This is a genomic window from Nonomuraea sp. NPDC050404 (assembly GCF_040655495.1).
Classification (GTDB): Bacteria; Actinomycetota; Actinomycetes; order Streptosporangiales; family Streptosporangiaceae; genus Nonomuraea.
Genome location: NZ_JBFAKB010000001.1, coordinates 171,979 through 195,848, shown reverse-complemented (window position 1 = coordinate 195,848; position 23,870 = coordinate 171,979). Strand labels below are relative to the sequence as shown.

The following is a 23,870-nucleotide window of genomic DNA, read 5'->3' as shown; positions in this document are numbered from 1 at the left end:
CCAGGATCGACGTTAACAGCGCCGGAACCACCCCGCCAGACATTTCTTGACGGGTGCCGTACCTGTCCGGTGGCTGACCATTGGGATGCGCGGCGGCGCGGCATCGAGGCGCTGGACGACGCGGCCGGGTTGGGAGTCCTCCTGGAGGCGGGCGTCGGCGTACGCCAATACCTGGCGCGAGCCTCCCTTGACGGCACCCCGGAGGCCGCCGCCCCGTTCGATGAGACCGTCGAGACCACCGGGCGGTGGCTGGAGCAGGGCGTACGATCGACATCGTGGGCTGAGCGTCTTGCCTCGGGGCGGAGTCGATTCGTCCTCCGGCACTGCGGGTCGCAACGATCCCAAGCGCCGGAGGCCGGCATTATGGCTGGGCTGTGTCCGCGTGGGTGATGCGGGTGACGGTGGTGGCGACGCCGTCCTCGGCGCGGACTTCCGCGGCGAGAGTGTGGGCGGCCGGTGCCAGCGTGGCCGCCTCCTCGATCGTGGCGGCCAGCCGGTCGGGCGTGAGGCGGCCGGTGACGGGGGCCGGTGCGACGCCGAGGTGGTGCAGGCGCCGGGCCCAGAACGGCTGGTCGCCGACGAACGGGCGGACCACCTGGGGAACGCCGGCGCGCAGCGCGGCGGCCACCGTGCCGATGCCGCCGTGGTGCACGGCGATCGCGGTCCGCGGCAGCAGCCACTCGTGCGGAGCCTCCTCGATGACCAGGACGCCGTCCGGCTCCGTGCCCGGCCGCAGCGCACCCCAGCCGGTGGCCAGGACGGCGCGCCGCCCGGTCAGCCGGACGGCCTCCAGGACCGTGGCGGTCAGTGACTCCGGGTCGCCGCTGTGGGAGCTGCCGAAGCCGACGTAGATCGGCGGGTCGCCGTCGTCCAGGAAGCGGGCCAGTCGTTCGGGTGGTGTCCAGTCGACGGCGGGCATCGTCCAGAAACCGGTGGGACGCGCCTGGGCGGGCCAGTCGGCGGGGGCCGGCAGCAGGTGCGGGCTCCAGGCGTGCAGTACGCCGCCCGCCTCGATCAGGTCGGCCACCGGCCGGAACGCCCTGCGCAGGCCGAGGGTCCCCGCCCGCCAGTCCCGCACCGTGCCCCGGTAGGGGGCCTCGACGGCGGAGGAGATGCGCCAGCTCGCCCGGTTGAGCGCGCGCGGCACCCGTACCGGCAGGATGGGGGAGGGGAATGCGGCGGTGGGCAGGTAGAGCGGGAGCAGCAGCCCGGCCAGGGCCGGAACGCCGAGCTTTTCGGCGAGGTGGGGGCCGCCGAGGGACTTGGGGTGATAAATCACCATGTCGGCCTTGTGGTGGGTGAGCTTGGCCTGGTCGTCCAGCAGGCGGCGGAGCATCGGTTTGACCGAGCGGGCGGCGGTCATGGCGGCGCGTACGCCCTGCCCCTGAACCTTGTCCTGCAGCGCGAGCATCTCGTCGTTCAGCGGCGCGAAGTCCACTCCGCGGGCAGTGGCGAGCGGCTCGAAGCGCCGGGGTGCGGCCAGGAGGGGCCGGTGCCCGGCGGCCAGCAGCCCGTGGGCCAGGGCGAGGTAGGGCTGGACGTCTCCGCGGCTGCCCACGGTGATCAGTAAGGGTTTCATCGCTGGTCCTTGAGTTCGTCCCACTCATCCAGCAGGCGGGGGAAGCGGTCCATCATGAAGGCGTACATGTCGCGCATGAGTTCCAGTCGCCGGCGGCGCTCCGGGTCGTCGCCCACCGCGCGCAGCCCCTGCTCGGCCAGGGCCCGGAAGCTCTCGAACTCGCTCATCTTCGCGCGGAAGGCGCGGGCGAAGACGTCCTCGGCCAGCCGGTAGCGGTCGCGCCGCCCGCCGCGTACCCGGAACCGCTCGATGAGGCCCGCCTGCTCCAGCTGCCGCAGCGCGACGCTCATGCTGCTCTTGGCCACGGCCAGCGCCTCGGCCAGCTCCGGCGCGTCGGCGCCTGAGGCGCCTGAGGCGCCTGAGGCGCCTGAGGCGCCTGAGGCGCCTGAGGGGCTGGCGGTCAGCAGCCATCCCATGACGCGGCCCGACGTGCGGCTCAGCCCGAGCCGCTCGTAGAAGAGCCCCGCGTCCTCCACGAACTCATCAACGCTCACAAATCGACTCTATCGGATTGTTCGGATAGATCCGAACAAATCCAGAGTGCGCCAAGCCAGACCCCGCCGCCCTGGCGCTTACCGCCGTAGGACTGGCCGCACCCGGCCGCCGGGGCATCGGTTGGAACGCCGGCCGTCGTCCCCGGTCACATGAGGTAGCGCAGCCACAGGTATGGGGCGACGAGTACCACCGTGACCACGGTGACGATCAGACCGTACTTGGTGAACTGCCAGAAGCTGATCGGCGTGCCGTTGCGGGCGGCGATGCCGAGCACGACCACGTTGGCGGCGGCGCCGACGGCGGTGGCGTTGCCGCCCAGGTCGGCGCCGAAGGCCAGCGCCCACCACAACACCTGCGCCGAGCCGTTCCCGCCCGCCTGCACGAGCTGCTCCACGATCGGGCTCATCGTGGCGACGTAGGGGATGTTGTCCACGACGGCGGACAGGACGGCCGAGATGCCGAGCACCCCCATCGTGGTCACTTCGAGCTGTCCGTCGGTGGCGGCGACGGCGGCCCGCGACAGCTCGCCGATCACGCCGGTCTCCACCAGGGCGCCGACCATGACGAACAGGCCGGCGAAGAACACCAGCGTGGGCCACTCCACCTCGGCGATGGCCTGCTCGGTGGTCACCCGGGTGGCGGCCACCAGCACGCCCGCGCCCAGCAGCGCGACCACCGAGGGTTCGTAGTGCAGCACCGGGTGCAGCACGAACGCGGCCAGCACCAGCGCCAGCACGACCAGCGACTGCCACAGCAGCCGGCGGTCGGCGATGGCCTCGCGCTCGTTCAGCGCCATGACCTCGGCCGCCCGTTCGGGGTCGTACCGGAACGCCCGGCCGAACATCAGGTGGCACAGGCCGACGAACACCGCCATCAGCACGATGACCATCGGCGCCATGTGGATGAGGAAGTCGTTGAAGCTCAGGCCGCTGCGGCTGGCGATGATGATGTTCGGCGGGTCGCCGATCAGGGTGGCGGCGCCGCCGATGTTGGACGCCATGGCCTCGGCGATGAGGAAGGGGATCGGGTTGACCGCGAGCCGTTCGCACACCAGGAACGTCACCGGCGCGATGAGCAGCACGGTGGTGACGTTGTCGAGCAGCGCCGACGCGCCCGCGGTGATCAGCACCAGCAGCACCATCAGCCGGAACGGCCTGCCGCGGGCGCGTTTGGCGGCCCAGATGGCCAGGTACTCGAAGACGCCGGTCTGTTTCAGCACGCCGACGATGATCATCATGCCGAGCAGCAGGAAGATGACGTTCCAGTCGATGCCGGCGTGCTCGGAGAAGAACGCCGCCTCGGCGCCGGTGGCGTGGATGGCCAGCATGATGCCGGCGCCGCCGAGGGCGGCGGCCACACGGTGCACCTTCTCGGTGGCGATCAGCGCGTACGCGGCCAGGAACACCGCCACGCTCACCCAGGACAACACGCTCACGCCGCGAGCACCCGCTCCGGCAGCACTCGCTCCGGCAGCACTCGCTCCGGCAGCACCCGCACCGTCACCGCGGCCGGCGACCGCGCGGCCTCGGCCACGGGGGCGTCAAGGGAGACGGTGGGAAAGCCGACCATCAGATCACGGGCGCGCACCGGCACATCCTTCGCAGGCCAACGGGAAAGGACTTGCCGACCAGACTTCCCGGCGCACCTGTAGGAAACCTATCAAGAGGCGTCAAGATCGCATAGGCCGGGGCAGCCTGCTCGCCGGCGTTCACGTCGTGATCTGAAGGCGGGGCGCCCATCAAGAATGCGTCTCTCGCCTTGACAGCGCCCCTGTTATGGTGGGCGTGGAGCGCCGGGAAGTCTGGTCGGCAAGATCGTGCAAGCAGATCCGACGGGAAGGCCGTTCCATGACGACCCCCTCGCGGCGCCCCTGATGGGTGTGCTGCTGACCGCGTTCGCGTGCGTGCTGCTGCTGGCCGTGCTGCTGTCCAGCCTGGCCCACCGCACCATTCTGTCCACCGCCGCGCTGTTCCTGGTGGCGGGGTTCGTGCTGGGCGATGGCGTGCTCGGCGTCGTCTCTTTGCGGCCCGGCGACGACCTGGTGGCCACGCTGGCCGAGCTGGCGCTGTTCACCGTGCTGTTCACCGACGGAATGCGGGTCGGCTGGACCGAACTGCGCAGCGCCTGGCGGCTGCCCGGCCGGGCGCTCGGCTGGGGCCTGCCACTGACCCTGGTCATCACCGCCGTCGGGGCGCACTACCTGCTCGGGCTGGGCTGGATCGAGGCGCTGCTGATCGGCGCGATCCTCGCGCCGACCGATCCGGTGTTCGCCGCCGCGCTGGTCGGCAACGAGAAGGTGCCGCCCCGGCTGCGGCAACTGCTCAACGTCGAATCCGGCGTCAACGACGGCCTGGCGCTGCCGTTCGTCATCCTCCTGCTCGCGGTTGCGGCCGGATCCGACGACCTGCACCTGGGCGAGCTGGGTCTGGAGCTCGGGCTCGGCATCGCCATCGGAGTCGCCATCCCGTGGGTGGCGATCAAGCTGGAGCAGACCCGCTGGTTCTCCGCCTCGACTCAGTACGAGCCGCTCAACGCCCTGGCCATCGGCCTGCTCGTGCTCGCCGTTGGCAAGGCGACGCACGGCAACCTGTTCCTGGCCGCGTTCTCGGCGGGCATCACGGTGGCGACCTTCGGGCCACGGCAGCGCGAGTCGTTCGAGCACTTCGGCGAGCTGATCGCGGAGCTGTTCAAGCTCGCCGCCCTGCTGGTCTTCGGCGCGCTCATCACCCCTGCCCTGCTCGGCGCGGTCGGCTGGCAGGGCTGGCTGTTCGCGGTGCTCGCGCTGATCGTGGCCCGGCCGATCGCGATCTGGCTGTCGTTCCTGCGCTCGGGGTTGTCCGTGCGCGAGCAGGCGGCGGTGGCCTGGTTCGGGCCCAAGGGATTCGCCTCCGTCGTCTATGGACTGCTGGTGCTCGGCTCCGGCATCGCCGCCGCCGAGCCGGTGTTCCAGTTCGTCGCCGTGACCATCGTGCTGTCGATCCTGCTGCACTCCTCCACCGACATCGTGGTGGCCCGCTGGTTCGACGAGGAGCGCGAGGTCCCGGCCTGGTACGGCAGCGTCACACGTAGAATCCGCCGACGCGAATGACCTTCCCCTTCGTCCCGGACCTCTGTGACAAGGCGTTCATCAGGAGCGGGGGGTCGGCTCCGGCAGGCGCGGCGGCCGCCACCGCCAGGTGGCGTTGCCCTCGGCCGCTATCCCTTTACGCCACAGCGGTGCGGGTATGAGCCGGATCATGGTGACCAGAGTCCGGTACGCCGCCGCGGACGTGGTACGGCGCCCGTCCGCGCGAGCGCCCCGCGCGGTGGCCTGCGTACGGGGACGGCGCTCGGCGTCGTAGCGAGCCAGCGCGGCCTCGATGCCCGGTTCGGTGTTGAGGACGGCGGCGAGCACGACCGCGTCCTCGATGGACTGCCCGGCACCCTGGCCGCGGTCGGGGCTCATCGCGTGGGCGGCGTCACCGAGCAGCGCCACCCGGTCACGGACGTAGGTGGGCAGCGGGTCCAGGTCCCGGATGTCGATGTGGATCACGGCCTCGTCCGGGGTGGCCTCGATCAGGTCCGGGATCGGGTGGTGCCAGGTCGCCAGGCGGCGGGCCACCTCGCCCTTCTCCTGCTCGTAGCGGAGGCCCGGCCGGTCGGCGGTGGTGACGAAGGCCCAGTACGTGCGGCAACGGCTGATCGGGTGGATGAGGAAGTAGCCCCCGGGCCCCATCGTGACGCTGCCGGCCAGCCCGTCGGGTGGCGTCGTGATGGTGCCGGGCGAGCCCTCGGAGCCGCCGGGAATTGCGCTGGTGTCGGTGACGCCGAGCCAGGCGGTGCGGCCCAGGAAGCGCGGGAGAGACGCGTCCGGCCACCACACGCGGCGTACGGTGCTGTGGATGCCGTCCGCGCCGATCACCAGATCCGCGCTCGCCGCGCCGCCGTCCCAGGTGACCGTGACGCCGTGCTCGTCCCGGCGCAGACCGGTGACCTCCGCGCCGGTGCGGACCCAGCCGGCGGGCACCGCCTCCAGCAGCACCCCGTGCAGATCGGCACGGTGGAAGGCGAGCAGCGGCGTCACGTCGCCCGGGCGGGCGCGCTGCAGATAACGGCCGTCAGGCAGGCGCAGGTTGCCGGCCGAATAGGAAGGCACCCCCTTGGCGCGCGCCTGCTCGCCGACGCCGAGTTCGTCGAGGGCCCGCATCGCGTTCGGAGCCTGCGACATGCCCGCGCCGATCTCACCCAGCGCGGAGGCGCGTTCCAGCACGGTGGCCCGCCAGCCGATCCGGTGCAGCGCCAGGGCGGCGGCCAGCCCGCCGATGCCGCCGCCCACCACGATCGCGTGCCCGCTCATGCGTCCTGCCCGGGAAGAGGCGTGTTCCGGAACACCTTGGCCATCCACTCGAAGGTCGTGTGTGCCTGGCGGATGCGTCCGGCCCGATCGTCGTCCGGGCCGACCAGGTCCAGGCCGTCGCGGGTGATGCCGAGGAACGAGGTGAGGCCGGCGATCTGCTGACGCACCACGACTGCCCAGGCGTCCTCGGCCATGCGGTAGTAGACGGTGCGCTCGCCCGGCCGGGTACGCCAGGTGAGGAACCCCATGCTGGACAGCAGTCGCAGGTTGGAGGTCAGCGAGGCGCGGCTGGCGCCGATGGCCTGGCTGATCTGCCCCGCGGACTGCTCCGGCGGATCGCACACCATCAGCCAGCCCAGCACCCGCCCGGCGATCGGCGGGACCCCGTCGCGGGCCAGATACATGGCCACCCGCTCCACCCACTCCAGCAGCGGATCCTGCTCCGTCATGCCGCCTCAACCCTTCCTACAGCTGTTTCAGTATGAACTAAAATAACTGTATCTGGTCAATGGTGAGACGGGAAGTCTGATCGGCACCGGCGAGCGCGCCCGGCTGCCACAGAAGCTTCTGTGTCTCAGGAAGCAGCCAGTAGAACCAGGATGGCCAGCGAGCCGGCGGTCGTGAGGAGGAACCGCGTCACCACCAGCGGACGGAACCAGCGGGGGAAGGTCGCTGCCGCGGCCCCGATCAGGGCTTTGGCGTCGATGTTCGTGGTGCCGGACTTGCGGAGGGCGGCCTCCACGTACCGGACGACGAAGACCTGGGCGGTGGTGATGAAGCCGCCGGCGATCAGCAGGACGGGCTGGAGGACCCAGGTGAGCAGCGACTGGTTGCCGAGGTTGAGCACGGCGAGTGTGGCCAGGATCAGGGCGATCGCCACGGAGACCAGCACGCTGCCGGTGCTCGCGGTGAAGTTGAGGCCGTGCTTGGCCAGTGTGGCGGTTTCGTGGCCTTGGCGCCGGATCTCGGCCTCGGCCGCTCGCTGGGCGGCGGCGCCGTACCGATGGCCGGCGAGCGGGACGAGCAGGTACGTCAGCGCCAGCAGGAACTGCAGGGCGGCAGCGATGAGCATGGCGAACTCCTTCTCGGGGCGGTGTTGAACTTAGTTCAAAACGCTAACCCATGCTTTGAACTAAGTTCAACCCCCGGCTAGGCTGGCCGGCATGCTGACCAAGGAGCAGATCGTCCAGGCCGCCGTCGAAGTGCTCGACACCGAGGGCGTGAACGGGCTGAACATGCGCCGTCTGGGCGCTCACCTCGGATCGGCCGCGTCGGCGATGTACTACCACGTGAAGAGCAAGGACAAGCTGGTCGTGCTGGCAGCCGACCACGTGTTCGGTGAGATCCCGCAGCCCGACCTGATCGCGGTCGGCTGGCGGGAGGCCGCGGCGTCGCTGGCGCGCGGAGCGCATGCGATGGTGGTCCGGCATTTCTGGCTGATTCCGGCGATGAGCACGCATCTCATTTACGGCCCCAACAAGGCTCGCTTCGATGAGCAGTCGCTGACGGTCTACGAGTCGGCCGGGTTCACCGAGGACCAGGCCGATCAGGCGGCCGCGGCCGTGCTCATGTTCGTGATCGGAGCGGCGCAGGGCGAGGCGGCGCAGGCGGCCTGGCGGGCGCAGCTGCGGCGGGACGGCGTCGATGCCGACAAGGAGCTCCGGGAGGCGACGGCCGAGGTGCTGGAGATCGCCCAGGCATTTCCCCGGCTGCGGGCCCGCATCGGCTCGGCCACCGCTTCCCGGTCTGGAGATCCTTTCGAGTACGGGCTGCAAAGCCTGCTCGCCGGCCTGGCCGCGCGGGTGGACGCCGGTTGACTGCTGCCGGAACCCTGTTCGCGGCCCGGTCGTTCACCCGGGCAAGTGGCTCGGCGGCGACAGGCGAGGAACGACCCGTGACCTTCAGGCGGATGCTCAGTGCTTTCGGTATCGACGCGCCGTCGATCGGGTTTCAGCTGGCCGCGCCACGGGCGCAGCCCGGGGATACGTTGTCCGGCGAAATACGGCTCCGGGGCGGAGACGTCGATGTCGACGTTGACGGCGTCGCTGTTGGCCTGGTCGAACGGCTGCCACGGGCACAGGGAACGGCCGAATTGGAGGAGTTCTCGCGCGCTCAGGTCTCCGGCCCGGCCACCCTGCGCCGGGGCGCGGAACGGGTGCTGGAGTTTGAGGTCAAGGTGCCGTGGGAGACGCCGATCAGTGAGATCGGCGGGCGGCGGCTGTCCGGACTGGCGCTGGGCGTACGGACCGAGGTGGCCGGCGGCGCGGCGCTCGACCGGGGTGACCCGGTCATGGTCACCGTCAAGCCGCTGCCCTCGCAGTTACGCGTGCTGCGGGCGTTCGCCCAGCTCGGTTTCCCTTTCAAGAGCACCGCCCTGAAGGAGGGCCGGCTGAACGGAGCGCGTCAGGACCTGCCGTTCTACCAGGAGATCGAGTTCTATCCGCCCATCCATCAGGCCGGGCCCGTGCACGAGGTGGAGCTGGTGTTCGTGCCGGACCCGGACGGCCTGGACGTAGTGTTGAAAGCGGATCAGCACACCGATCGCGGTTCGTCCGACGCCGTCGGACGCTTCCGGATGAGCCACGAGGAGGTCCTGCGTACGGACTGGCCCAGTGAGGTGGACCGCTGGCTGATCGGCCTGCTCCGCCACGTCCGCGAACGGCAGCGCCGGGGTGATGGACGGTGATCGCCCGTTCCCGTTTCCAGGCCGCGTCGTACCGTCCGCAGGCCGGCATGGTGCGCCACTGGGCCACCGACCGGCCCGCCTGGCGGCGCTCAACGGGTTCGGCGCGCGGGTGAATCCCGTCTACTGAGCCGGCTTGGCCTGCCCGTCGCAGAACACCGTCGTGACGAGGGCGTTCAACGCCTTGGGGAACTCCGTTGCCACGTCCATGACGGCGTCGCCGCTGGTGATCGAGGCGGTCATGGTCTTCTTGCCGTCGGGGGTGCTGTACATCGGCGCCCCGTAGCCGTTGTTGCTGCCGTTGTGGTTGAGGACGATGCCGTCACAACCCGCCCCGGTGTCCTGCACGTAGGTCCCCAGGCCGTAGCTGCCGTAGAGGCCGGCGCTGCCGGGGTGCGGCTTGCGCATCTCGGCCAGCAGGTCGGCCGGCAGGAGCGTGCCGTCATTGAGCGCGGAGAAGTACGTGTGCAGGTCCTCGGTGGTCGAGATCATCTCACCCGCGCCCGAGATCCACGAGGGGTTCTGACGGGTCACGTCGATCACCTTCCACTGGCCGGGCGCGTTCTCGTAGCGGTAGTAGGCGTGGGCGTACGGCGCGGGCATCCCCGAGCGGGCGCCCGGCACCACGGTGTGCGCCAGCTTGAGCGGTCCCAGGATCCGCCGCTTCATCTCCGTGGCGTAGGAATGGCCGGTGACCTGCTCGATCAGCAGTTTGGCCAGCACGTAGTTGATGTTGCCGTAGCTCCAGCTCGTCCCCGGCACATACTTCGCCGGCCTGGACAACGACAGTCGTACGAGCTCGTCGTCGGTGTAGGTGTGGAACCGCTTGTCCACCCACTCCTTGCCCTGCACGGGGATCAACGACACCGGTGTCCCGTCGGGGTCGAAGTCGTAGGTGTAGTCGAACAGCCCGGTGGTGTGCTGCAGCAACATGCGCACGGTGATCTGCCGGTCCAGCTTGTACTGGGGCAGGTAGTCGGCCACCGGGGCGTCCAGCTTGACCGTGCCGTCGTCCACCAGCTTCAGCACCAGGGCCGCGGTGAAGCTCTTGGTGGTGCTGCCGACGCGGAAGTGCCCGTTCGTCGGCGGCTTGGCGCCGGTGCCCAGCTTGCGCACCCCGGCGCTGCCGACCCACTCGCCCCGCTCATCGTTGACGCGCAGCTGCATCCCGGCGAAACCGGCGTCGACGAACGCCTGCATGGCCTTCTGCAGCTCCGGACGATCCTGCCCGTCGGTGGCGGCCTTCGCCCCGGTCGTGGCCACCCCGCCCAGCAGCGCGGCGGCCAGCGCCGTGGTGACTCCCAAGCGTCCGAAGACCTTGACGCCGTTGAGCCCGGTCTTTTCTGTGTACGTTCCGCGCGGCCCCTGGGCCGCAAGCTCCGAAATGTTCATGGCGCCCACCATCGCCGGTCGCCCTGACACCGGGCCGTCGCCGTGCTGACACGACGCTGCGGCAGGTCTGTTCGCCACTGGAACCTTGCCGGTCCGGGCCACAGCCGTCCGAGTTCACGGGGTTCCGTCGCTCTGCTCCCGCTCTTCCGTCGGAAAGAAGATCGCGCTGATCACATGCGGTCGACGCCCCGGCGCGGGCCCGTTCCCGGCCCGTGCCCTGAACACCTCAACCAACTCACCCGCGACTTCCTCCATCTCCGCCGAGCTGAGCCACAACGTGCCCTGCCGGTACCCCACCCGATCCGCCGCCGGATCGGCGCCCGGCCGATCAAGATAGGCGTTGAACTCGGCGAGCAGCGCCGCCATGGCCGCCGCGAAACCGTGACGGTGATCCTCAAGTGACATCGCCTTGGCCGTGCCGGGATCGATGCGGGTGGCGTCCTGCCGCAAGCGGTAGTGGCGCTCGATCATCCCGCGTACCCGCTGCTCGTCGGCGACCTCCAGCAGACCGGCGTCGGCGAGCAGGCCGACGTGCCGGTACAGGGTGGTCTTGGGCACGTCGGGCAGGCTCTCGCACAGGTCGGACGTGGTGCGGGTACGCCCGCCCGACAGCGCCCACATGATGCGCAGCCGGACGGGATGCAAGATCAGTTCAAGCGTGTCCACCCGTCAATATTCCCATAAATGGTACTGTTCCTGAAATTGGGAACATTGGGAGGGTGAGTCATGACCACGCACACGGCCCCGTCAGCGGCACGGCTCAGCGACGAGGCGGTGATTCCCCTGCGCACGCTGGACCCGGGAGCCGCCCCGGACGACCTGGCATGGCTGGACGACGCGATCGGTGACGCACGGGTGGTGGCGATCGGCGAGAGCGCGCACTACAACCGCGAAACCTACGAACTACGCCACCGCCTCCTGCGCTACCTGACCGAACGGCACGGATTCGACGCCTACGCGATGGAGACCGGCTTCACCGAGGGCCGGCGTACGGACGACTGGGTCCGTGGCGGCGGCGGCGAGGGCGGGCTCGGCGAGATCATGGCGAACGGGCTGACCTCGCTGATGGGCCTCTGGCAGCAGATGGGCGCCCACCTGGAGTGGATGCGCCGGCACAACGCCACCGCCGAGAGCCCCTTGCGCTTCTACGGCATAGACCTGGGCGGCCAGAACGCCTCCCTGATCCCCGCCCTGGACGCCGTCCTTGCCTACCTCGCCCACGCCGACCCCGATTTCCAGCCCGACCCGGCCATCCGGAAGACGGCCTCGGCCTTCGCGGCGACCTCCCCGTTCGCCGCCCCCACGGCCATGGCCGTCTACGCCCAGCTCCCACCCGCGTCCAAGGACGCCCTGACGGCGGGCCTGGCCGGCTTCGCCGCCCGCATGCGGGGCCGACGATTGGAATACCTCCGGCGCACCACCACCGAGGAGTACGAGTTCGCGCTGCGATCCATGCGCCACGTGCTCACCCTGGAGTCGGTCATCCGCGGCATGACCGGCGGCGACCAGCGGAGCGTGATGTACAACCGCGACGCCGAGATCGCCGACACCGTCGAATGGATCCTGCGCCGCCAGGATCGGATCGTCCTGGCCGCCCACAACGGCCACGTCCAGCGCGGGCCTGTGGTGCTCCCCGGCATGGACCCGGCGACCCCGATGGGCATGCACCTGGCCGACCGGCTGGGCGGAGACTACCTGGTCATCGGCGTCACCTCGGGCACCGGACACATGCTCAACTCCGACGCCGCCGCTTTCATGACCGGCGAACTCTTCGCACCGATGCCGGCCCCGGAGCCCGGCAGCCTCGACGCCCTCATGCACGCCAGCCACGACGGCCCCTTCGCCACCGACCTACGGCGGCTGTCACCCGCCGACGCCGACGCCGTCCGGGGCGCCACCGTGCAACGCGCCGGCCTCGGCGCGTACTACTCGCCGGTGAGCGCGCTGGAGGCGTACGACATCGTGGTGCACCTGCCTCACGTCACGGGCGCCGACCCCGACGAGGCCGCTCTCGCCTGCTCGCCCCAGGAGGTGCGGGAGGTGTTCTCCTGATCGACCACCCTTACGCCAGCCGCGGAACTGCACGGTTTCGGTCCTGGCCCACATGCAGGATGCTGTCTGGCCGAATTGCCGAAAGAGGCCGGGAGGGGTAGACGCCCGGGGGCGTCGTGCGTCCGGCGCCGGCCGTACAGAACGCTAGGCTCGAAATCTTGAACCAGAGCGCGTGTGCTGGGAGGGGCGGGATTGCTGACGATCGGGCAGCTGGCCGCACGGGTGGGCGTGACCATCCGTGCCATCCGGCATTACCACCAGCGTGGCCTGCTCCTCGAGCCCGAACGCGATGCCTCGGGTTACCGCCGCTACGGCCCGCGAGCCGTGGTCGGTTTGATCCGGATCAAGACGTTGGTGGCCGCGGGCGTGCCGCTCGCGCGGGTCGAACAATTGCTCGCCGCCGGCCAGGACGAGTTCGCCGCCGAGATCGCGGAGATCGACCGGCAGATGGCGGCCAAGGTCGCCGAACTGGAGGATCACCGCGCCCGGCTGGCCGAGCTGGTCGCCGGTGATCGGCTGTTCCTGCCGCCGGAGGTGATCGCGCTCCTCGACCGGCAGCGGGCCCTCGGGGTGAGCGAGCGGATGAACGGCATCGAGCGTGACTCCTGGATCATGATCACCGCGCTGGCGCCCGACCAGGTGCTGGAGTGGGCGGCCACCAAGAACGCCGCATTGGAGGATCCTGAGCTCGTCCGGCTCTACCTCGCTTTGGACCAGGCGTGGGACTGGCCGGCCGACGATCCGCGACTCCCGGAACTGGCCGAAGCGATCATGGCCTGGGACGGCCGCAACCCGCGGGGAGATGTGGCACCGGAGGGTCTGGCCGCCCTGATGAACTCCAACGCGTTCGGATCCTCGCCATCCTGGGCGCGGCTGCGGAGGCTGATGGCCGCTCGATCCGCGCAACGCCCTTGACCTTGACCCTGCGTCAGGGTCCGAGCATCGGATCCATGACGAACTCAGCGACATCGAAGACGTACGACCGATCGGTGCTCGAGGCCGACCTGAAGGCCATCCACGAGAAGGGTGTCCCCGGGCTGCTCGCCGCCGCGCACACCGGACGGGAACTGCTGACCGTCCGGTACGGCGTGGCCGAGCTCGACTCCGAGCGGCCGATCGCCTACGACAGCTACTTCCGGATGGGCAGCACCGGTAAGACGTTCACCGCAGCCGCCGTACTCCAGCTCGTGGGCGAGGGGCTGCTCGCGCTCGATGACCTGGTCGAGGACTGGCTTCCCGGAGTGGTCCGGGGCAACGGCAACGACGGCACCAAGATCACCATCAGGCGGCTGCTCCAGCAGACGAGCGGGCTGCGCGAATACATGTACGACGTGCCGATCTGGTCGGCGAAGGACTTCCGGGAGCACCGCCACGACTCCTACACCCCGGAGGAACTCGTCGCCATCGCCATGCGGCACGAGCCCAACTGGGTGCCGGAACCAGGCGACCGGCGCTGGAACTACTCCAACACCAACTACGTCCTCCTCGGAATGATCATCAAGAAGGTCACCGGGCCCGAGCGATCGCAGGTGGTGACGGATCGCATCATCCGTCCCCTCGGACTCGATCACACCTTCTCCCCGGGGGATGATCCCCGGCTTCCGGAGCCGCACCCGAAGGGCTACACCGAGTTCCCCGACAGCACCGAGCCGGTCGAGACGACCGAGGTGAACCCCACCCCCTTCGACGCCGCGGGCGATCTCATCACCACGGCCGCCGACCTCGTACGGTTCTGGCAGGCGTTGCTCGGGGGCGAACTCCTCGCGCCCGCCCAGCTCGCCGCGATGAAGGAGACCGTCCCCGCTCCCGAATGGGACCCCGTCTTCCCCGGCGCGTCCTACGGCCTGGGAATCGCTCGGTTCCGGTCTCCCTGCGGCCCGTACTGGGGCCACGCCGGCAACACCCCCGGCCACACCGCCCACAGCGGCTTCACCGAGGACGGCCGCCGCGGCATGGTGCTGTTCACCACGTTCTGGGCCCCAAACGAGCACGCCCTCCCGATCGAGAAGCTGATCAATGACGCGATGGACCACCTCATGTGCAGCCCTGGCGTTGGGAGTCAAACACCCGCCGGCGCCGTGTGACCATCAGACGTGCCGGACGATCACCCGCACAGCGGCTTGACCGCACCCTTCAGGGCGCGCTTGTGCAGCCGGTCGAGCCGGTAGCGGTGGTCGGTCTTGATGGTGGAGATGGCCAGGGCGGTTTTGCACCGCGCGGTCGGGCCGCGCACGCCTGTGGTGGCCGCCAGTTGGTCGATGAACTGGGTGGTGATCCGGTCCAGTTGGGGGCGTACCTCGGTGGCGAGGTCGGGGCGTTCGGTCGGTGCCAGTTCCGGATGCCGGGTCCAGCGGTCGTACAGGCCCTTCTGTACGACCTTGCTCATTTCGGTCTGTGCTCGGAAGAACGTCACGGTGTCGGGTACGTCGATGCCCGCCTCGCCGGCGAGCACCGCCGCCCGATCCAGCACCTGCTTTTCCCGTACCGGGTCCTCGATCGGCGTGTTCGTGCCGAATTTGGCCGCGGCGACCTTGTCGGCGAGCAGGATCCGCTCGGCCGCCAGACCGACCAGTGGGGTCAGCCCATGGACCGGCTCGTACAATCATGATCGATTCTCTGAGGGAAATGCTGGGCCGGGACAGAGCGCGCGCGAGGGAATCGCCTCGTCGTGCGTGCTCTTTCCCGAGGGTCAGCGGTGCAGGTCGATGACGTACTTTCCGCGTACGCCGCCCGCTTCGAGGCGTCGGTGGACCTCCGCGATGTCGCTCATCGGGTAGATGGTGTCGATCGCGGGGCGGACGTTGCCGGCCTCGGCGGCGGTGGTGAGTTCGGCGATCCGGGCGGGGGAGGGGTTGTTGCTGAAGAGCTTCAGCCGCCGGGGTGACAGGGCGGCGCGGAGTCCGGTGGCGGCGATGGAGGTCAGGATGCGTTTCTGGTCGAAGGCGAGGGCGACCATGCGGCCGGCGGGTGTGAGGCGGGCGCGGTAGGCGGCGAGGTCGGTGCCCACGACGTCGATGATCACGTCGAAGCGGCCGAGGTCTTGTGGCCGGGTGGTGCGGTAGTCGAGGGCGGTGTCGGCGCCGAGGTCGGTGACCCAGTCGAGGTTGCGGGCGCCGGCGAGCGCGGTGACGTGGGCGCCGAGGGCCTTGCCGAGTTGTACGGTGAGGCTGCCGACGCCGCCTGCGGCGCCGCGGACCAGGAGTCGTTCGCCGGTGCGGAGGTTGGCCTTGTCGGTGAGGGCGGTCAGGGCGGTGGTGCCCGATGCGGGCAGGGCGGCGGCGTCCAGCAGGTCGAGGTTCTTCGGCGCCGGGGCGAGTTTCTGTTCGGGGACGGTGACGTATTCGGCGATGGCGCCGGAGGCGAAGTGTGGCATGAGCCCCCATACCTCCTGGCCTGTCTGCCAGGCGTGGACTCCGGGGCCGAGGGCTTCGACGCGGCCGGTGAAGTCGCCGCCGAGGCCCCGGGGGAAGCGGGGGCGGATGAGGGCGCGCAGCCGGCCCGCGCGGATGGCGAGTTCGCCGGCGTCCACGCTCGCGGCGCGCACTTCGATGAGCACCTGTCCCGGGCCGGGCCGGGGGATGGGCACCTCCTCGACGCGCAGCACCTCGGGAGGGCCGAAACGGTGGTATTGGACGGCGCGCATGCTCAGCTCCGAAATTAAGTGGGGTGGGCTTCCGTTTGGCGTTCGATAGAGTAACTGGAGAGCCACCCCAGTTGTCAAAAGGAGGTCACGATGGGGCACGCCCCCGGGCGACGGCCGCTGCGTGCGGACGCTCGCCGCAACTACGACCTGGTCGTCGGTGCGGCCAGGGAGGTGTTCGCGGATCAGGGTGTCGGCGCCTCGCTGGAGGAGATCGCCCGCCGGGCCGGCGTGGGATCGGCGACCCTGCACCGGCACTTCCCCTCCCGCCGGGTCCTGATCGAAGCCGTCGCCCACGACCACGTCGAGACGTTGTGCGCCAAGGCGGAGGTACGCGCGCGGGAGAACGAGCCCGGCCCCGCGCTCTTCGCCTGGCTGCGCGACCTCAACGACTACGCGGTGAGCAGCCGCGGCCTGGCCGCCTCGATCCTGCACGACGGCCAGGACGCCGACCTGCTGGAGGAGGACCACGGCTGCCAGGTAATGATCATCCACGCGGCCCGCGAACTCCTCCGGCGGGCGCAGCGGACGGATGCGGTGCGCCCCGGCATCCGCGCCGAGGACCTCCTCGCGCTCGTGGCCGCCATCTCGCTGGCCGCCGTGCACCACGCTGACGGGGAGCAGGCGGGCCGCCTGCTGGACATCGCGATCGAGGGCATCCGGCCTCGTCAAGAGCCGTGACCGAGGCGTGCCGGAGAAGATGAAGAGGGTGGGCGCGCGGAATGATTCGAGCGCGAGCCGTCACACAGCGGGGGCGCACCTGACCGTGGGCCGAGTGGCATTGGTCAACAGTGGTCACCTGCCCTTACCTGGCTGGTCAACAGGCTGGGCCCTACACAGGTAGGGACATCCCCGCCTCGAAGGAGAAACATGAGCCAGGAATCCCGGTCGAGGGGCCGTCGCGTCTTAGCAGCCTCCGCCGTGCTCGCCGCCGTGGTCGGCGGCTACATGACAGTCGGCCCGGCTGTCGCAGATTTGTGTGACACGGAAGCTCTGCTCCTCTGCGAGGAGGACGCCGGCACCGATCAAGCCCTGCCGGACCTGATACCGGAAGAGCAGGACGACGAACCTGAGCCGATCAAGGACGAGGAGCCCGTAGACGATGGCAGCGAACGTCCGCTGCCAGAGGAGTCTGCCCCCGAGGACACCGCCTCCGTTCCGGCCGCGGACGAGGAGACGCCCGACCCCGATCTCAAGACGGAGTATTTCGTCTACGGCCCGACGTCGCGGGCCGACGTTGGCCGGGTGACGGCCGCGGGCGCCACGATCACGGGGGGCGACCTGGGCTACCTGACCGTCATGGCGACCGCCACACAGGCTGAACAACTCGCTGACCTGGGGTTCGGCGTGCGCTCACGGGCCGTGCCCGATGAGGTCGAGCCCGGCCATGCCACCTATGAGTCACTGATGGCGCAGGTGAACAATCTCGTGCGGACGTATCCCAATCTGGTGCGCAAGCAGTTGATCGGAAAGTCTCATGAAAAGCGCAACCTGATCGCCGTGAAGATCACCGGCGACGTGGCCAAGAGCGACGTGGCCAAGAGCGACGTGGCCAAGAGCGACGTGGCCAAGAGTCGGCCCAAGCCCGAGGTGCTCTTCGTGCATCATCAGCATGCGCGAGAGGTCGTCACGCTGGATATGGCCCGCTACTTGCTGGACCTCTTCACCCGTAATTACTGCAAGGGCGGCCGCTGTACTGACGAGCAAAAAACGATCACCAGGCTGCTGGACACCCGCGTGGTATGGATCGTGCCTGATCTCAATCCCGACGGCGGGGTGTGGGACCGCTCCGGCATGCTGGACGGCAAGCCGGTCTACCGGGAGTCGAGGAAGAACCGGCAACCCAATACAGGCGCCCGCTCCACGCTGAATCCCTCCGACGACCCGGTGGGGACCGATCTGAACAGGAACTGGGGCTACCAGTGGAATACGACCGGTTCGGATATACGGAAGGAATCGGAGACCTACCGGGGTCCAGCGGCGTTTTCCGCTCCGGAGACAAGGGCCGCGCGGGATTTCGTGGCACGGCGCAACAAAGACCGGCAGCGAATCACGATGGCCGTGGATTGGCACTCCTTCCTCAGCGCCGTGCTGTCGCCGTATGGATACACCAAGAACGAGCGGGACGGCCAGATGACCCTGGATCAACGACAGGTCTTCGACCGGCTCGGCCAGCAATTGGCCGACCGTTATTCCGCCGGCAAGGTCAGCTATCGGCGGGCGTCAAGCCTTGTTCCCGAGGGCAGTCCTCCACCGGCCGGCGGGATGATCGACTGGCTGTGGGGCAATCAGAAGATCTTCGCCTTCGCCCTGGAAATGGGGGCAGGCAAGTCCGGTGTGGTCAAGGAGCACAACCCCTTCTATCCTCCGGCCAGCATGATCGAGGACATCACGGCGGAGAACAAGGCGGCCGTACTGCATCTACTGGAGCAGGCCGACTGCCCGTACCGGGTGATCGGCAAGGAGAGGTCCTTCTGCTAAAGTCCGGCGCCCCGGCCGCCACCGGCTCCAACGACACGACCGGGCGTATGAATAAAGGTGCTTCCCCTGCCTGCCCGAGCGTTTTGACACCAAGATGGAGCCCGGCCCGTTCGTGAGCTACGACTCTGCGCGAGTACGGCCGCGACGTCCATGCCGGCGAGCACCGCTCGGGCGATGTCCGGCCGGGCGGCGGCGCGAGCGCATTGACCTCAAGCATGGTTGAGGCAACAGAATGCGGTTCATGAGCACAAACATTGATGCACCGGCCCGAGAGGCCGAGATCGAAGCGATCAAGCAGGTGATCGCCACGGTAGAACACGCTCAGAACAACGAGCTTCCCGACGAGTTCCTCCGTCTGTTCCGGGCCGATGCGATCTGGACGACGGGTGGTGGCAAGCGACTCTTCGGCCTCGACGCGATCTCGGCATTCACCCATCAGGTGCTTCCCGGTGGGATGCAAGGCCTCACCGTCACGTTCGAGCTGGAACACGTGCTGTTCATCCGCCCCGACGTGGTCGCCGTCAAGCTGCGTCAGGTGTACCACACACCCGAGGGGGCGGACGTGGGCTCACCGCTGTGGATCATGGCTAAGGAGGACGGGAAGTGGCTTCTGACTGCCGCCCAGAACATCGGTGTGCCGGACGACGAGGACGTGTCGCCAGATCGTGCCGGCTCCTGAGCAACAAGTGGTGATGCCGGACACCGGCAGGACAAGGAATGGCCCGTACGTCTAGCGGCCACCTCGGCCGCCTCCATCGAGGACCTGCAGACGGCCTTGCGGGGCCGCTGGCGGCAGGCGACACGGGCGGTAATGGTGCTGTTGTCGCTGCACGGACTGCCGGCAGCGCAGATCGCTGACCTGCTCGGCTACGACCCGGGCACGGTGCGCCGCTGGATCGCGCGGTTCAACCGGCTGGGACTGGCAGGCCTGGCCGACCAGCCCCGCCCGGGGCGCCCCCACCGGGGCGGCCGGCGACCGGCAGGCGGCCGAACTGGCCAAGGTCGGCTCGGCGCCGCACCGGGTGCGCGGCGTCGGCGGCGTGCTGTACGGGGCGGGTCCGGCGTACGGCGGCAAGTCGTGGGTGAGGCTCGGCAAAGCGCCGGGCGGCGCGGCGTTGTACGGCGACCAGATCATCGACGCCTTCGACCTCGGGACGCTCAAGGCTCTGGTCGCCTCCGCGTCCAGCAGCAAGCCCGGCTCCACCGTCCATGACGCCGACGACCGCGCCGTCAAGGCGTGGAGCTACCGGGGCACGATCACCTTCGGTCAGCTGTTCAAGGTGTCCAAGCCGTTCAGGCAGATGCTCGGCGGGCGGCTCGCCCCCAAGTACGGCCGCGTCATCGTGCACTGGGGGATCGCGACGGACCTGACCGGCAAGCCGGTCGTCGTCCAGGCGGTCTGGCGGCCCGGCGAGGGCTACCCCATGCAGAAGGTTGCGGTGGCCACCCGCTTCAGCTGGCCCGTGAAGGCAACCATCAAGGCGCCACGCACCACCGGGACCGCGCGGAACCCGTACGGGGACGATGTCATCGACACCTTCGGATCCTGACTCGCCCACCGTAGGCGCCGCCTGCCACGGCACGCACCGGACCAGGTAGCCGGCACATCCGGCCACGCGGCCGGGGCTCGCCGTACCCCTCCTTGTGATCACATCAGGCAACCCTCGGCTGCCGTCGGCGAGCACCCGCCCGAGTTCGATTGGCCTCCCTGTTCACACCGTCTTCGGAGCGGGGAAGCACCCGGGCCAACAGGCCATGATTTGCGCCGGTGCAGAGCACATTGACGCGGCTCCGCGGGTCGAGTTGGCAGAGGCTCTGGTCGATCTGGGCCGTCCGCTGGAAATGGCCGGCAGCGTCGCTACAGGACGGTTACAGGCGGGCGCCGGTCATGGGAGCGGTGGAGGGTTGTGGGTCTGGATGGCGTTGCGCAGCTTGATCTTCTCGATGATGAGCGTCTGGAGTTCGGTGATCTCGCGAACGGAGAAGCCGGTGGCCTTCGCGATCTCGGCGATGGACAGGTTGTCGGCGAGGAGCCTCATCACCCTGGCTTCGAGCTCGGTGAAGAGGCTGATCGAAGGGACACGGGCGTCGGCCGACCTGCCGGGCGGAGGCATCGACGCCATGATCGGTGCGGCGATGGGATATCCGCCGTCGAGGGCTTCGCGAATGGTCGCGATCAGCTCGTCCAGGCTGAACGGCTTGGTGACGAAGCCCACGGCGCCCGAGGACAGACCGCGGAACAGGTCCACGCGTGAGTCTCTCGCGGTGAGCATGACGATGCGCGTCGACGGATGCTCCTGGGTGATGATCTCGGTGGCGGTGTAGCCGTCCATCCCCGGCAGCATGAGGTCCATGGTGACCACGTCCGGTCGCGTCTGCCGGACTAGTTCGACGGCCTCCCGCCCCTCGACGGCGACTCCCACGACATCGAAGCCGCTCCTGCCGAGGGCATACGTGAGCGCATCGCTCAAAGACGACTCGTCTTCGACCACCAGCACGGTCGGCTTGCCCTTCGGCGTGTGCACCGGATCCGGCCGCGTGATCTCCCGCAGGCCGGCCTCGACGTCCACCGCCTTCGCGACAGCCGCGCGGGCGCGTTCGTGCGACTCGGTCAGCAGCCTGATGATGTCCGGCTGGGGACGATCCTGATCAGACACTATCCCCTCCTAGCCCGGCGAGTGATTTTCTGAGTGATGCGCGTGCCTTGTGCAGGTTGCCCCGGACAGCCGTTGGATTCTTGTCGAGCAACTCGGCGATCTCCGTCGGGGTGTACCCGTCGATGGTCCAGGCGATGACTTCCCGTTGGACCGGAGGAAGGCCCCGGACGGCGGCGAAGATCCTGCGTTCCTGATCGTGGAACTCGACCTCCAGCAGCGCGGCGTCCGTGCCGTTGCCGGGTTCGGCCAGGTCCGGGCTCAACACCACTTCGTGATCGTGGGAGGTTCTCCTGTAGTAGCCGTTCCTGATGGAGACCCGTATGTACGCGCCCGGATTGCCGATCTCCGACCAGCGGGGATAGGCCTTGGCGCAGGCTTCCTGAGCCAGATCGAAGGCCTCCTGCCACCTCGCGCCGAGCCGGCAGGCGAACAACAACAGGTCGGGAAATTCCCGGCGGTACCACCCCGCGAAGGCTTCGCCGTCGTCGTCGGCGGGCAGCCGGGGAAGAGGCCGCGTCACGGAGGTCGTCTCCTGCGTAGTCGGGTGTCGTCCACATCATTCCTCACGCGTCTCCGCTGAGGAGGGCTTTGCTGGTGAACCGGTCTCGATCCGCACCCCGGTCACGCCGTCGATGTAGACGCTGCCGCACGGCAGATGCGGAAGGACCGCTGTCACCCGCCCCTGCCGGTGGCGTTCGCGCACCCATGTGGTCAGCAGCGTCAGCAGGCCCCCGGCCATGCTCGCCAGCACACCCACGATCATCAGGTTCATCGGTTCTCTCCTTTCTCGGACAAGAAGAAGGAGTCACCGAACGCCCAGTCGTTAACTCCACTGGGCAGACTCTTCAGGGGCCCGGCCAAGATCCCTGTAGTGATGGAATGTGTTGATCCATCCACACTCCGCTGTTCTGGATGGGGCCGTGAACGGTGTGCGACCGTGACATGGTGAACGTGCTCTTCCCGCACTTGGCCGCGGTGGAGATCGAGCAGGTAGATCGTCAGGACGGCCAGATCCTGGTGACTGCCCGCACGCGAGCCGGCCCGGTGCGCTGCCCGTCGTGCGGGATGTCCACGGGTAAGATGCACGGCTATCACCGGCGACACCTGGCCGATCGCCCGGTGGACGGGCTGCCCGGTGGCGGCTCCACCCTGCTGTACCGGCTGGACAACTGGATCGCCGAAGTCCGCGCCGGCGAGCAACACGAGTGGCGATGAGCCGTGGCGCGGATGGGCTGGCGTTTGGGCCGCGAGGTTGCTGTGCCTATGGGTGTAGGGCATTGCCTGCTCCAGATCGTTGCGTATCTGGAGCAGGCAATGTCATGGAACGCCATGGTGATAGGCCGTTCGACCGGGAGGTGTGCGATTGGGGGTCACAGCAGTCGTTCGCTGCGGGTGGCTGCTTCTTCCCGGATCATGCTGAGGTATGCCTGGCGGAGCTGGTCCTGGCGTGCGGCTTCGAGGTCGGCGGGATTGGGAGACCAGCGGTTGCTGTGATGCTGGTAGAGGTGCCAGCAGGTTTGGATGCCGTACAGCAGGTTGTCGAGGAGGTCGGGGGCGGGGCGGGCGGGGTTGAGTGAGGTGAGCGGCAGGTGGATGGTGTCAGGGCCGAATTCGATGCCGGGCCGGGCGGCTTGGATGAACTCCTGTGCGGCGGTGATGCGATGTTGTACGTCGAGGATGCCGCGCAGGTAGCCGTCCGCGATGTGCAGCGCGTTGCGGATCAGGGGCATGACCACGTGCCGGGCGCGGGCGCCGGAGTCGATGGCGGTGGCGACGTCGGTGAGACTCTCGATGGCGAGGGGTTTGTCGGGTTGCTCGGCGCTGCCGACGACCTGGATCGGGTGCAGGCCGGTGTGCCGGGCGGTGACGGTGACGGCGGCGTGGTACCAGTGGGCGGCGGCGATGGCGGCTGCGGTGGGATCGACCTCGGTGAACAGGGCCTGGTTGCCGGAGGGGTTGTCGCGCAGCAGGCGGTCGGCCTGGGAGATCTGGAGGGGGGAGGCGTCTTCTCGGCTGAGGGTGACGGCTTGCTGGGCGCGTTCGGACAGGTCGCCGCGTTCGGCCTGTTCGATGGCGGCCAGTTCGGCGGCGACGTCGGTGGTGACGTGCGTGGTGAGCTGGGAGGCGTCGAGCTTGCGCAGGGTACGGGCGATGGCTTGGGCGGCCTGCTCGATCTTGGTGGTGATCGGCCGGTTGGTGGGTGACGCGGTGGCGATCAGGGCCGGGAGGACCTTGTCGAAAGCGTCGCGTTCTTGCTGCCGGTGCCGGCCGGGGCTGTGGGGGCCGTGCCGATCGGCGGCGCTGGCGGGGTGGGTGTAGGAGCGCCAGCAGAGACCTGACAGGTGGGTGAGCTCGGCGGCGAGCTTGCGGGTGTCGTGGGGGAGTTGGTCGTGGGTGAGCCGGGTCACGAGGGTGGCGGTGTCGCCCATGCCGGTGCTCCACTGGGCGATGAGCGTGTTGTGGGCACGGTCGATGGCATACCGAGTCACGGAGACCTCTTCAAGGAAAGGGGGACCAGACAGAGTGGGGGCTCTGCGCGGGGCAGGTTCCGGTCA

26 protein-coding genes and 1 pseudogene are annotated in these 23,870 nt (G+C 69.1%); 12 read left to right on the top strand and 15 right to left on the bottom strand.

The features are described from left to right. Positions 1 to 361: 361 nt before the first annotated feature. The 4 genes from AB0I81_RS00945 to AB0I81_RS00930 all read right to left on the bottom strand — a co-directional run bounded on the left by AB0I81_RS00945 (position 362) and on the right by AB0I81_RS00930 (position 3,661). Positions 362 to 1,579, bottom strand: a complete 1,218-nt coding sequence (locus tag AB0I81_RS00945) for a glycosyltransferase (RefSeq protein WP_360647710.1) — start codon at positions 1,577 to 1,579, stop codon at positions 362 to 364. Next, positions 1,576 to 2,073 carry a MarR family transcriptional regulator gene (locus AB0I81_RS00940; RefSeq protein WP_360647707.1) on the bottom strand — a complete coding sequence of 166 codons (498 nt, stop codon included), beginning with the start codon at positions 2,071 to 2,073 and terminating at the stop codon, positions 1,576 to 1,578. The genes AB0I81_RS00945 and AB0I81_RS00940 overlap by 4 nt, the downstream gene beginning before the upstream one ends. 146 nt (positions 2,074 to 2,219) lie before the next feature. After that, positions 2,220 to 3,509 carry an ArsB/NhaD family transporter gene (locus AB0I81_RS00935; RefSeq protein WP_360647704.1) on the bottom strand — a complete coding sequence of 430 codons (1,290 nt, stop codon included), beginning with the start codon at positions 3,507 to 3,509 and terminating at the stop codon, positions 2,220 to 2,222. Next, positions 3,506 to 3,661 carry a hypothetical protein gene (locus AB0I81_RS00930; protein ID WP_360647701.1) on the bottom strand — a complete coding sequence of 52 codons (156 nt, stop codon included), beginning with the start codon at positions 3,659 to 3,661 and terminating at the stop codon, positions 3,506 to 3,508. The genes AB0I81_RS00935 and AB0I81_RS00930 overlap by 4 nt, the downstream gene beginning before the upstream one ends. Before the next feature lie 286 nt (positions 3,662 to 3,947). Between AB0I81_RS00930 and AB0I81_RS00925 the strand changes: the two genes are divergently transcribed. Beyond that, positions 3,948 to 5,162 carry a cation:proton antiporter gene (locus tag AB0I81_RS00925; RefSeq protein ID WP_360647698.1) on the top strand — a complete coding sequence of 405 codons (1,215 nt, stop codon included), beginning with the start codon at positions 3,948 to 3,950 and terminating at the stop codon, positions 5,160 to 5,162. Positions 5,163 to 5,201: 39 nt separating this feature from the next. Here AB0I81_RS00925 and AB0I81_RS00920 read toward each other — a convergent pair whose 3' ends face one another. The 3 genes from AB0I81_RS00920 to AB0I81_RS00910 all read right to left on the bottom strand — a co-directional run bounded on the left by AB0I81_RS00920 (position 5,202) and on the right by AB0I81_RS00910 (position 7,482). Continuing rightward, entirely contained in the window at positions 5,202 to 6,410 is a 1,209-nt protein-coding gene (locus tag AB0I81_RS00920; RefSeq protein WP_360647695.1) for an FAD-dependent monooxygenase, read from the bottom strand. Next, on the bottom strand, positions 6,407 to 6,859 hold the full coding sequence (locus AB0I81_RS00915) for a transcriptional regulator (protein WP_360647692.1): 453 nt from the start codon (positions 6,857 to 6,859) through the stop codon (positions 6,407 to 6,409). Before AB0I81_RS00915 ends, AB0I81_RS00920 begins: the two co-directional genes overlap by 4 nt. A 125-nt stretch (positions 6,860 to 6,984) precedes the next feature. Continuing rightward, positions 6,985 to 7,482 (bottom strand): hypothetical protein, encoded by a 498-nt coding sequence (locus AB0I81_RS00910; RefSeq protein ID WP_360647689.1) that lies wholly within the window; start codon positions 7,480 to 7,482, stop codon positions 6,985 to 6,987. 91 nt (positions 7,483 to 7,573) lie between these two features. On the opposite strand from AB0I81_RS00910, the gene AB0I81_RS00905 reads away from it, so the two are divergent. Both AB0I81_RS00905 and AB0I81_RS00900 read left to right on the top strand, forming a co-directional pair. Then, positions 7,574 to 8,227, top strand: a complete 654-nt coding sequence (locus AB0I81_RS00905) for a TetR/AcrR family transcriptional regulator C-terminal domain-containing protein (protein WP_360647686.1) — start codon at positions 7,574 to 7,576, stop codon at positions 8,225 to 8,227. Positions 8,228 to 8,304: 77 nt separating this feature from the next. Then, on the top strand, positions 8,305 to 9,096 hold the full coding sequence (locus AB0I81_RS00900) for a sporulation protein (RefSeq protein ID WP_360647682.1): 792 nt from the start codon (positions 8,305 to 8,307) through the stop codon (positions 9,094 to 9,096). 120 nt (positions 9,097 to 9,216) lie between these two features. Here AB0I81_RS00900 and AB0I81_RS00895 read toward each other — a convergent pair whose 3' ends face one another. Together AB0I81_RS00895 and AB0I81_RS00890 are read right to left on the bottom strand one after the other, a co-directional pair. Then, entirely contained in the window at positions 9,217 to 10,485 is a 1,269-nt protein-coding gene (locus tag AB0I81_RS00895; RefSeq protein WP_360647679.1) for a serine hydrolase domain-containing protein, read from the bottom strand. A gap of 114 nt (positions 10,486 to 10,599) precedes the next feature. Further along, entirely contained in the window at positions 10,600 to 11,151 is a 552-nt protein-coding gene (locus tag AB0I81_RS00890; protein WP_360647676.1) for a helix-turn-helix domain-containing protein, read from the bottom strand. A gap of 60 nt (positions 11,152 to 11,211) precedes the next feature. Between AB0I81_RS00890 and AB0I81_RS00885 the strand changes: the two genes are divergently transcribed. The 3 genes from AB0I81_RS00885 to AB0I81_RS00875 all read left to right on the top strand — a co-directional run bounded on the left by AB0I81_RS00885 (position 11,212) and on the right by AB0I81_RS00875 (position 14,621). After that, the gene (locus AB0I81_RS00885) at positions 11,212 to 12,537 is read left to right on the top strand and encodes an erythromycin esterase family protein (RefSeq protein ID WP_360647673.1); all 1,326 of its coding nucleotides are present in this window, start codon (positions 11,212 to 11,214) and stop codon (positions 12,535 to 12,537) included. A 192-nt stretch (positions 12,538 to 12,729) separates the two neighbouring features. Then, positions 12,730 to 13,452 carry a MerR family transcriptional regulator gene (locus AB0I81_RS00880; protein WP_360647670.1) on the top strand — a complete coding sequence of 241 codons (723 nt, stop codon included), beginning with the start codon at positions 12,730 to 12,732 and terminating at the stop codon, positions 13,450 to 13,452. Positions 13,453 to 13,487: 35 nt separating this feature from the next. Continuing rightward, entirely contained in the window at positions 13,488 to 14,621 is a 1,134-nt protein-coding gene (locus AB0I81_RS00875) for a serine hydrolase domain-containing protein (protein WP_360647667.1), read from the top strand. 20 nt (positions 14,622 to 14,641) lie between these two features. Here AB0I81_RS00875 and aroQ read toward each other — a convergent pair whose 3' ends face one another. Further along, positions 14,642 to 15,139, bottom strand: a complete 498-nt coding sequence (gene aroQ, locus AB0I81_RS00870; protein WP_360647664.1) for a gamma subclass chorismate mutase AroQ — start codon at positions 15,137 to 15,139, stop codon at positions 14,642 to 14,644. 87 nt (positions 15,140 to 15,226) lie between these two features. Beyond that, entirely contained in the window at positions 15,227 to 16,180 is a 954-nt protein-coding gene (locus AB0I81_RS00865) for an NAD(P)-dependent alcohol dehydrogenase (protein ID WP_360647661.1), read from the bottom strand. A gap of 90 nt (positions 16,181 to 16,270) precedes the next feature. Here AB0I81_RS00865 and AB0I81_RS00860 point away from each other — a divergent pair, with 90 nt between their 5' ends. The 5 genes and pseudogenes from AB0I81_RS00860 (at position 16,271) to AB0I81_RS00840 (ending at position 20,208) form a co-directional block, all read left to right on the top strand. Further along, positions 16,271 to 16,858, top strand: a complete 588-nt coding sequence (locus AB0I81_RS00860; protein WP_360647658.1) for a helix-turn-helix domain-containing protein — start codon at positions 16,271 to 16,273, stop codon at positions 16,856 to 16,858. Positions 16,859 to 17,047: 189 nt separating this feature from the next. Further along, positions 17,048 to 18,658, top strand: a complete 1,611-nt coding sequence (locus AB0I81_RS00855) for a M14 family zinc carboxypeptidase (RefSeq protein WP_360647655.1) — start codon at positions 17,048 to 17,050, stop codon at positions 18,656 to 18,658. Positions 18,659 to 18,899: 241 nt separating this feature from the next. After that, on the top strand, positions 18,900 to 19,337 hold the full coding sequence (locus tag AB0I81_RS00850; protein WP_360647652.1) for an SgcJ/EcaC family oxidoreductase: 438 nt from the start codon (positions 18,900 to 18,902) through the stop codon (positions 19,335 to 19,337). Positions 19,338 to 19,412: 75 nt separating this feature from the next. Then, a pseudogene (locus AB0I81_RS00845) lies at positions 19,413 to 19,634 on the top strand (helix-turn-helix domain-containing protein); the annotation flags it as partial. Positions 19,635 to 19,680: 46 nt separating this feature from the next. Next, positions 19,681 to 20,208, top strand: coding sequence for a hypothetical protein (locus AB0I81_RS00840; protein ID WP_360647649.1), 528 nt, complete (start codon positions 19,681 to 19,683; stop codon positions 20,206 to 20,208). Between the two features lie 336 nt (positions 20,209 to 20,544). On the opposite strand, the gene AB0I81_RS00835 is transcribed toward AB0I81_RS00840, so the two are convergent. From AB0I81_RS00835 to AB0I81_RS00825, 3 genes are read right to left on the bottom strand one after another with little or no spacing between them, the layout of a single operon-like run. Next, positions 20,545 to 21,315: a response regulator transcription factor gene (locus tag AB0I81_RS00835; protein ID WP_360647646.1), complete on the bottom strand. Its 771-nt coding sequence runs from the start codon at positions 21,313 to 21,315 to the stop codon at positions 20,545 to 20,547. Next, positions 21,308 to 21,835 carry a sigma-70 family RNA polymerase sigma factor gene (locus AB0I81_RS00830; RefSeq protein WP_360647643.1) on the bottom strand — a complete coding sequence of 176 codons (528 nt, stop codon included), beginning with the start codon at positions 21,833 to 21,835 and terminating at the stop codon, positions 21,308 to 21,310. Before AB0I81_RS00830 ends, AB0I81_RS00835 begins: the two co-directional genes overlap by 8 nt. A 36-nt stretch (positions 21,836 to 21,871) precedes the next feature. Then, the gene (locus tag AB0I81_RS00825; RefSeq protein ID WP_360647640.1) at positions 21,872 to 22,087 is read right to left on the bottom strand and encodes a hypothetical protein; all 216 of its coding nucleotides are present in this window, start codon (positions 22,085 to 22,087) and stop codon (positions 21,872 to 21,874) included. Between the two features lie 170 nt (positions 22,088 to 22,257). Here AB0I81_RS00825 and AB0I81_RS00820 point away from each other — a divergent pair, with 170 nt between their 5' ends. Continuing rightward, the gene (locus AB0I81_RS00820; RefSeq protein ID WP_360647638.1) at positions 22,258 to 22,530 is read left to right on the top strand and encodes a hypothetical protein; all 273 of its coding nucleotides are present in this window, start codon (positions 22,258 to 22,260) and stop codon (positions 22,528 to 22,530) included. A gap of 155 nt (positions 22,531 to 22,685) precedes the next feature. Here AB0I81_RS00820 and AB0I81_RS00815 read toward each other — a convergent pair whose 3' ends face one another. Next, the gene (locus AB0I81_RS00815; protein WP_360647635.1) at positions 22,686 to 23,804 is read right to left on the bottom strand and encodes a hypothetical protein; all 1,119 of its coding nucleotides are present in this window, start codon (positions 23,802 to 23,804) and stop codon (positions 22,686 to 22,688) included. Positions 23,805 to 23,870 lie beyond the last annotated feature (66 nt).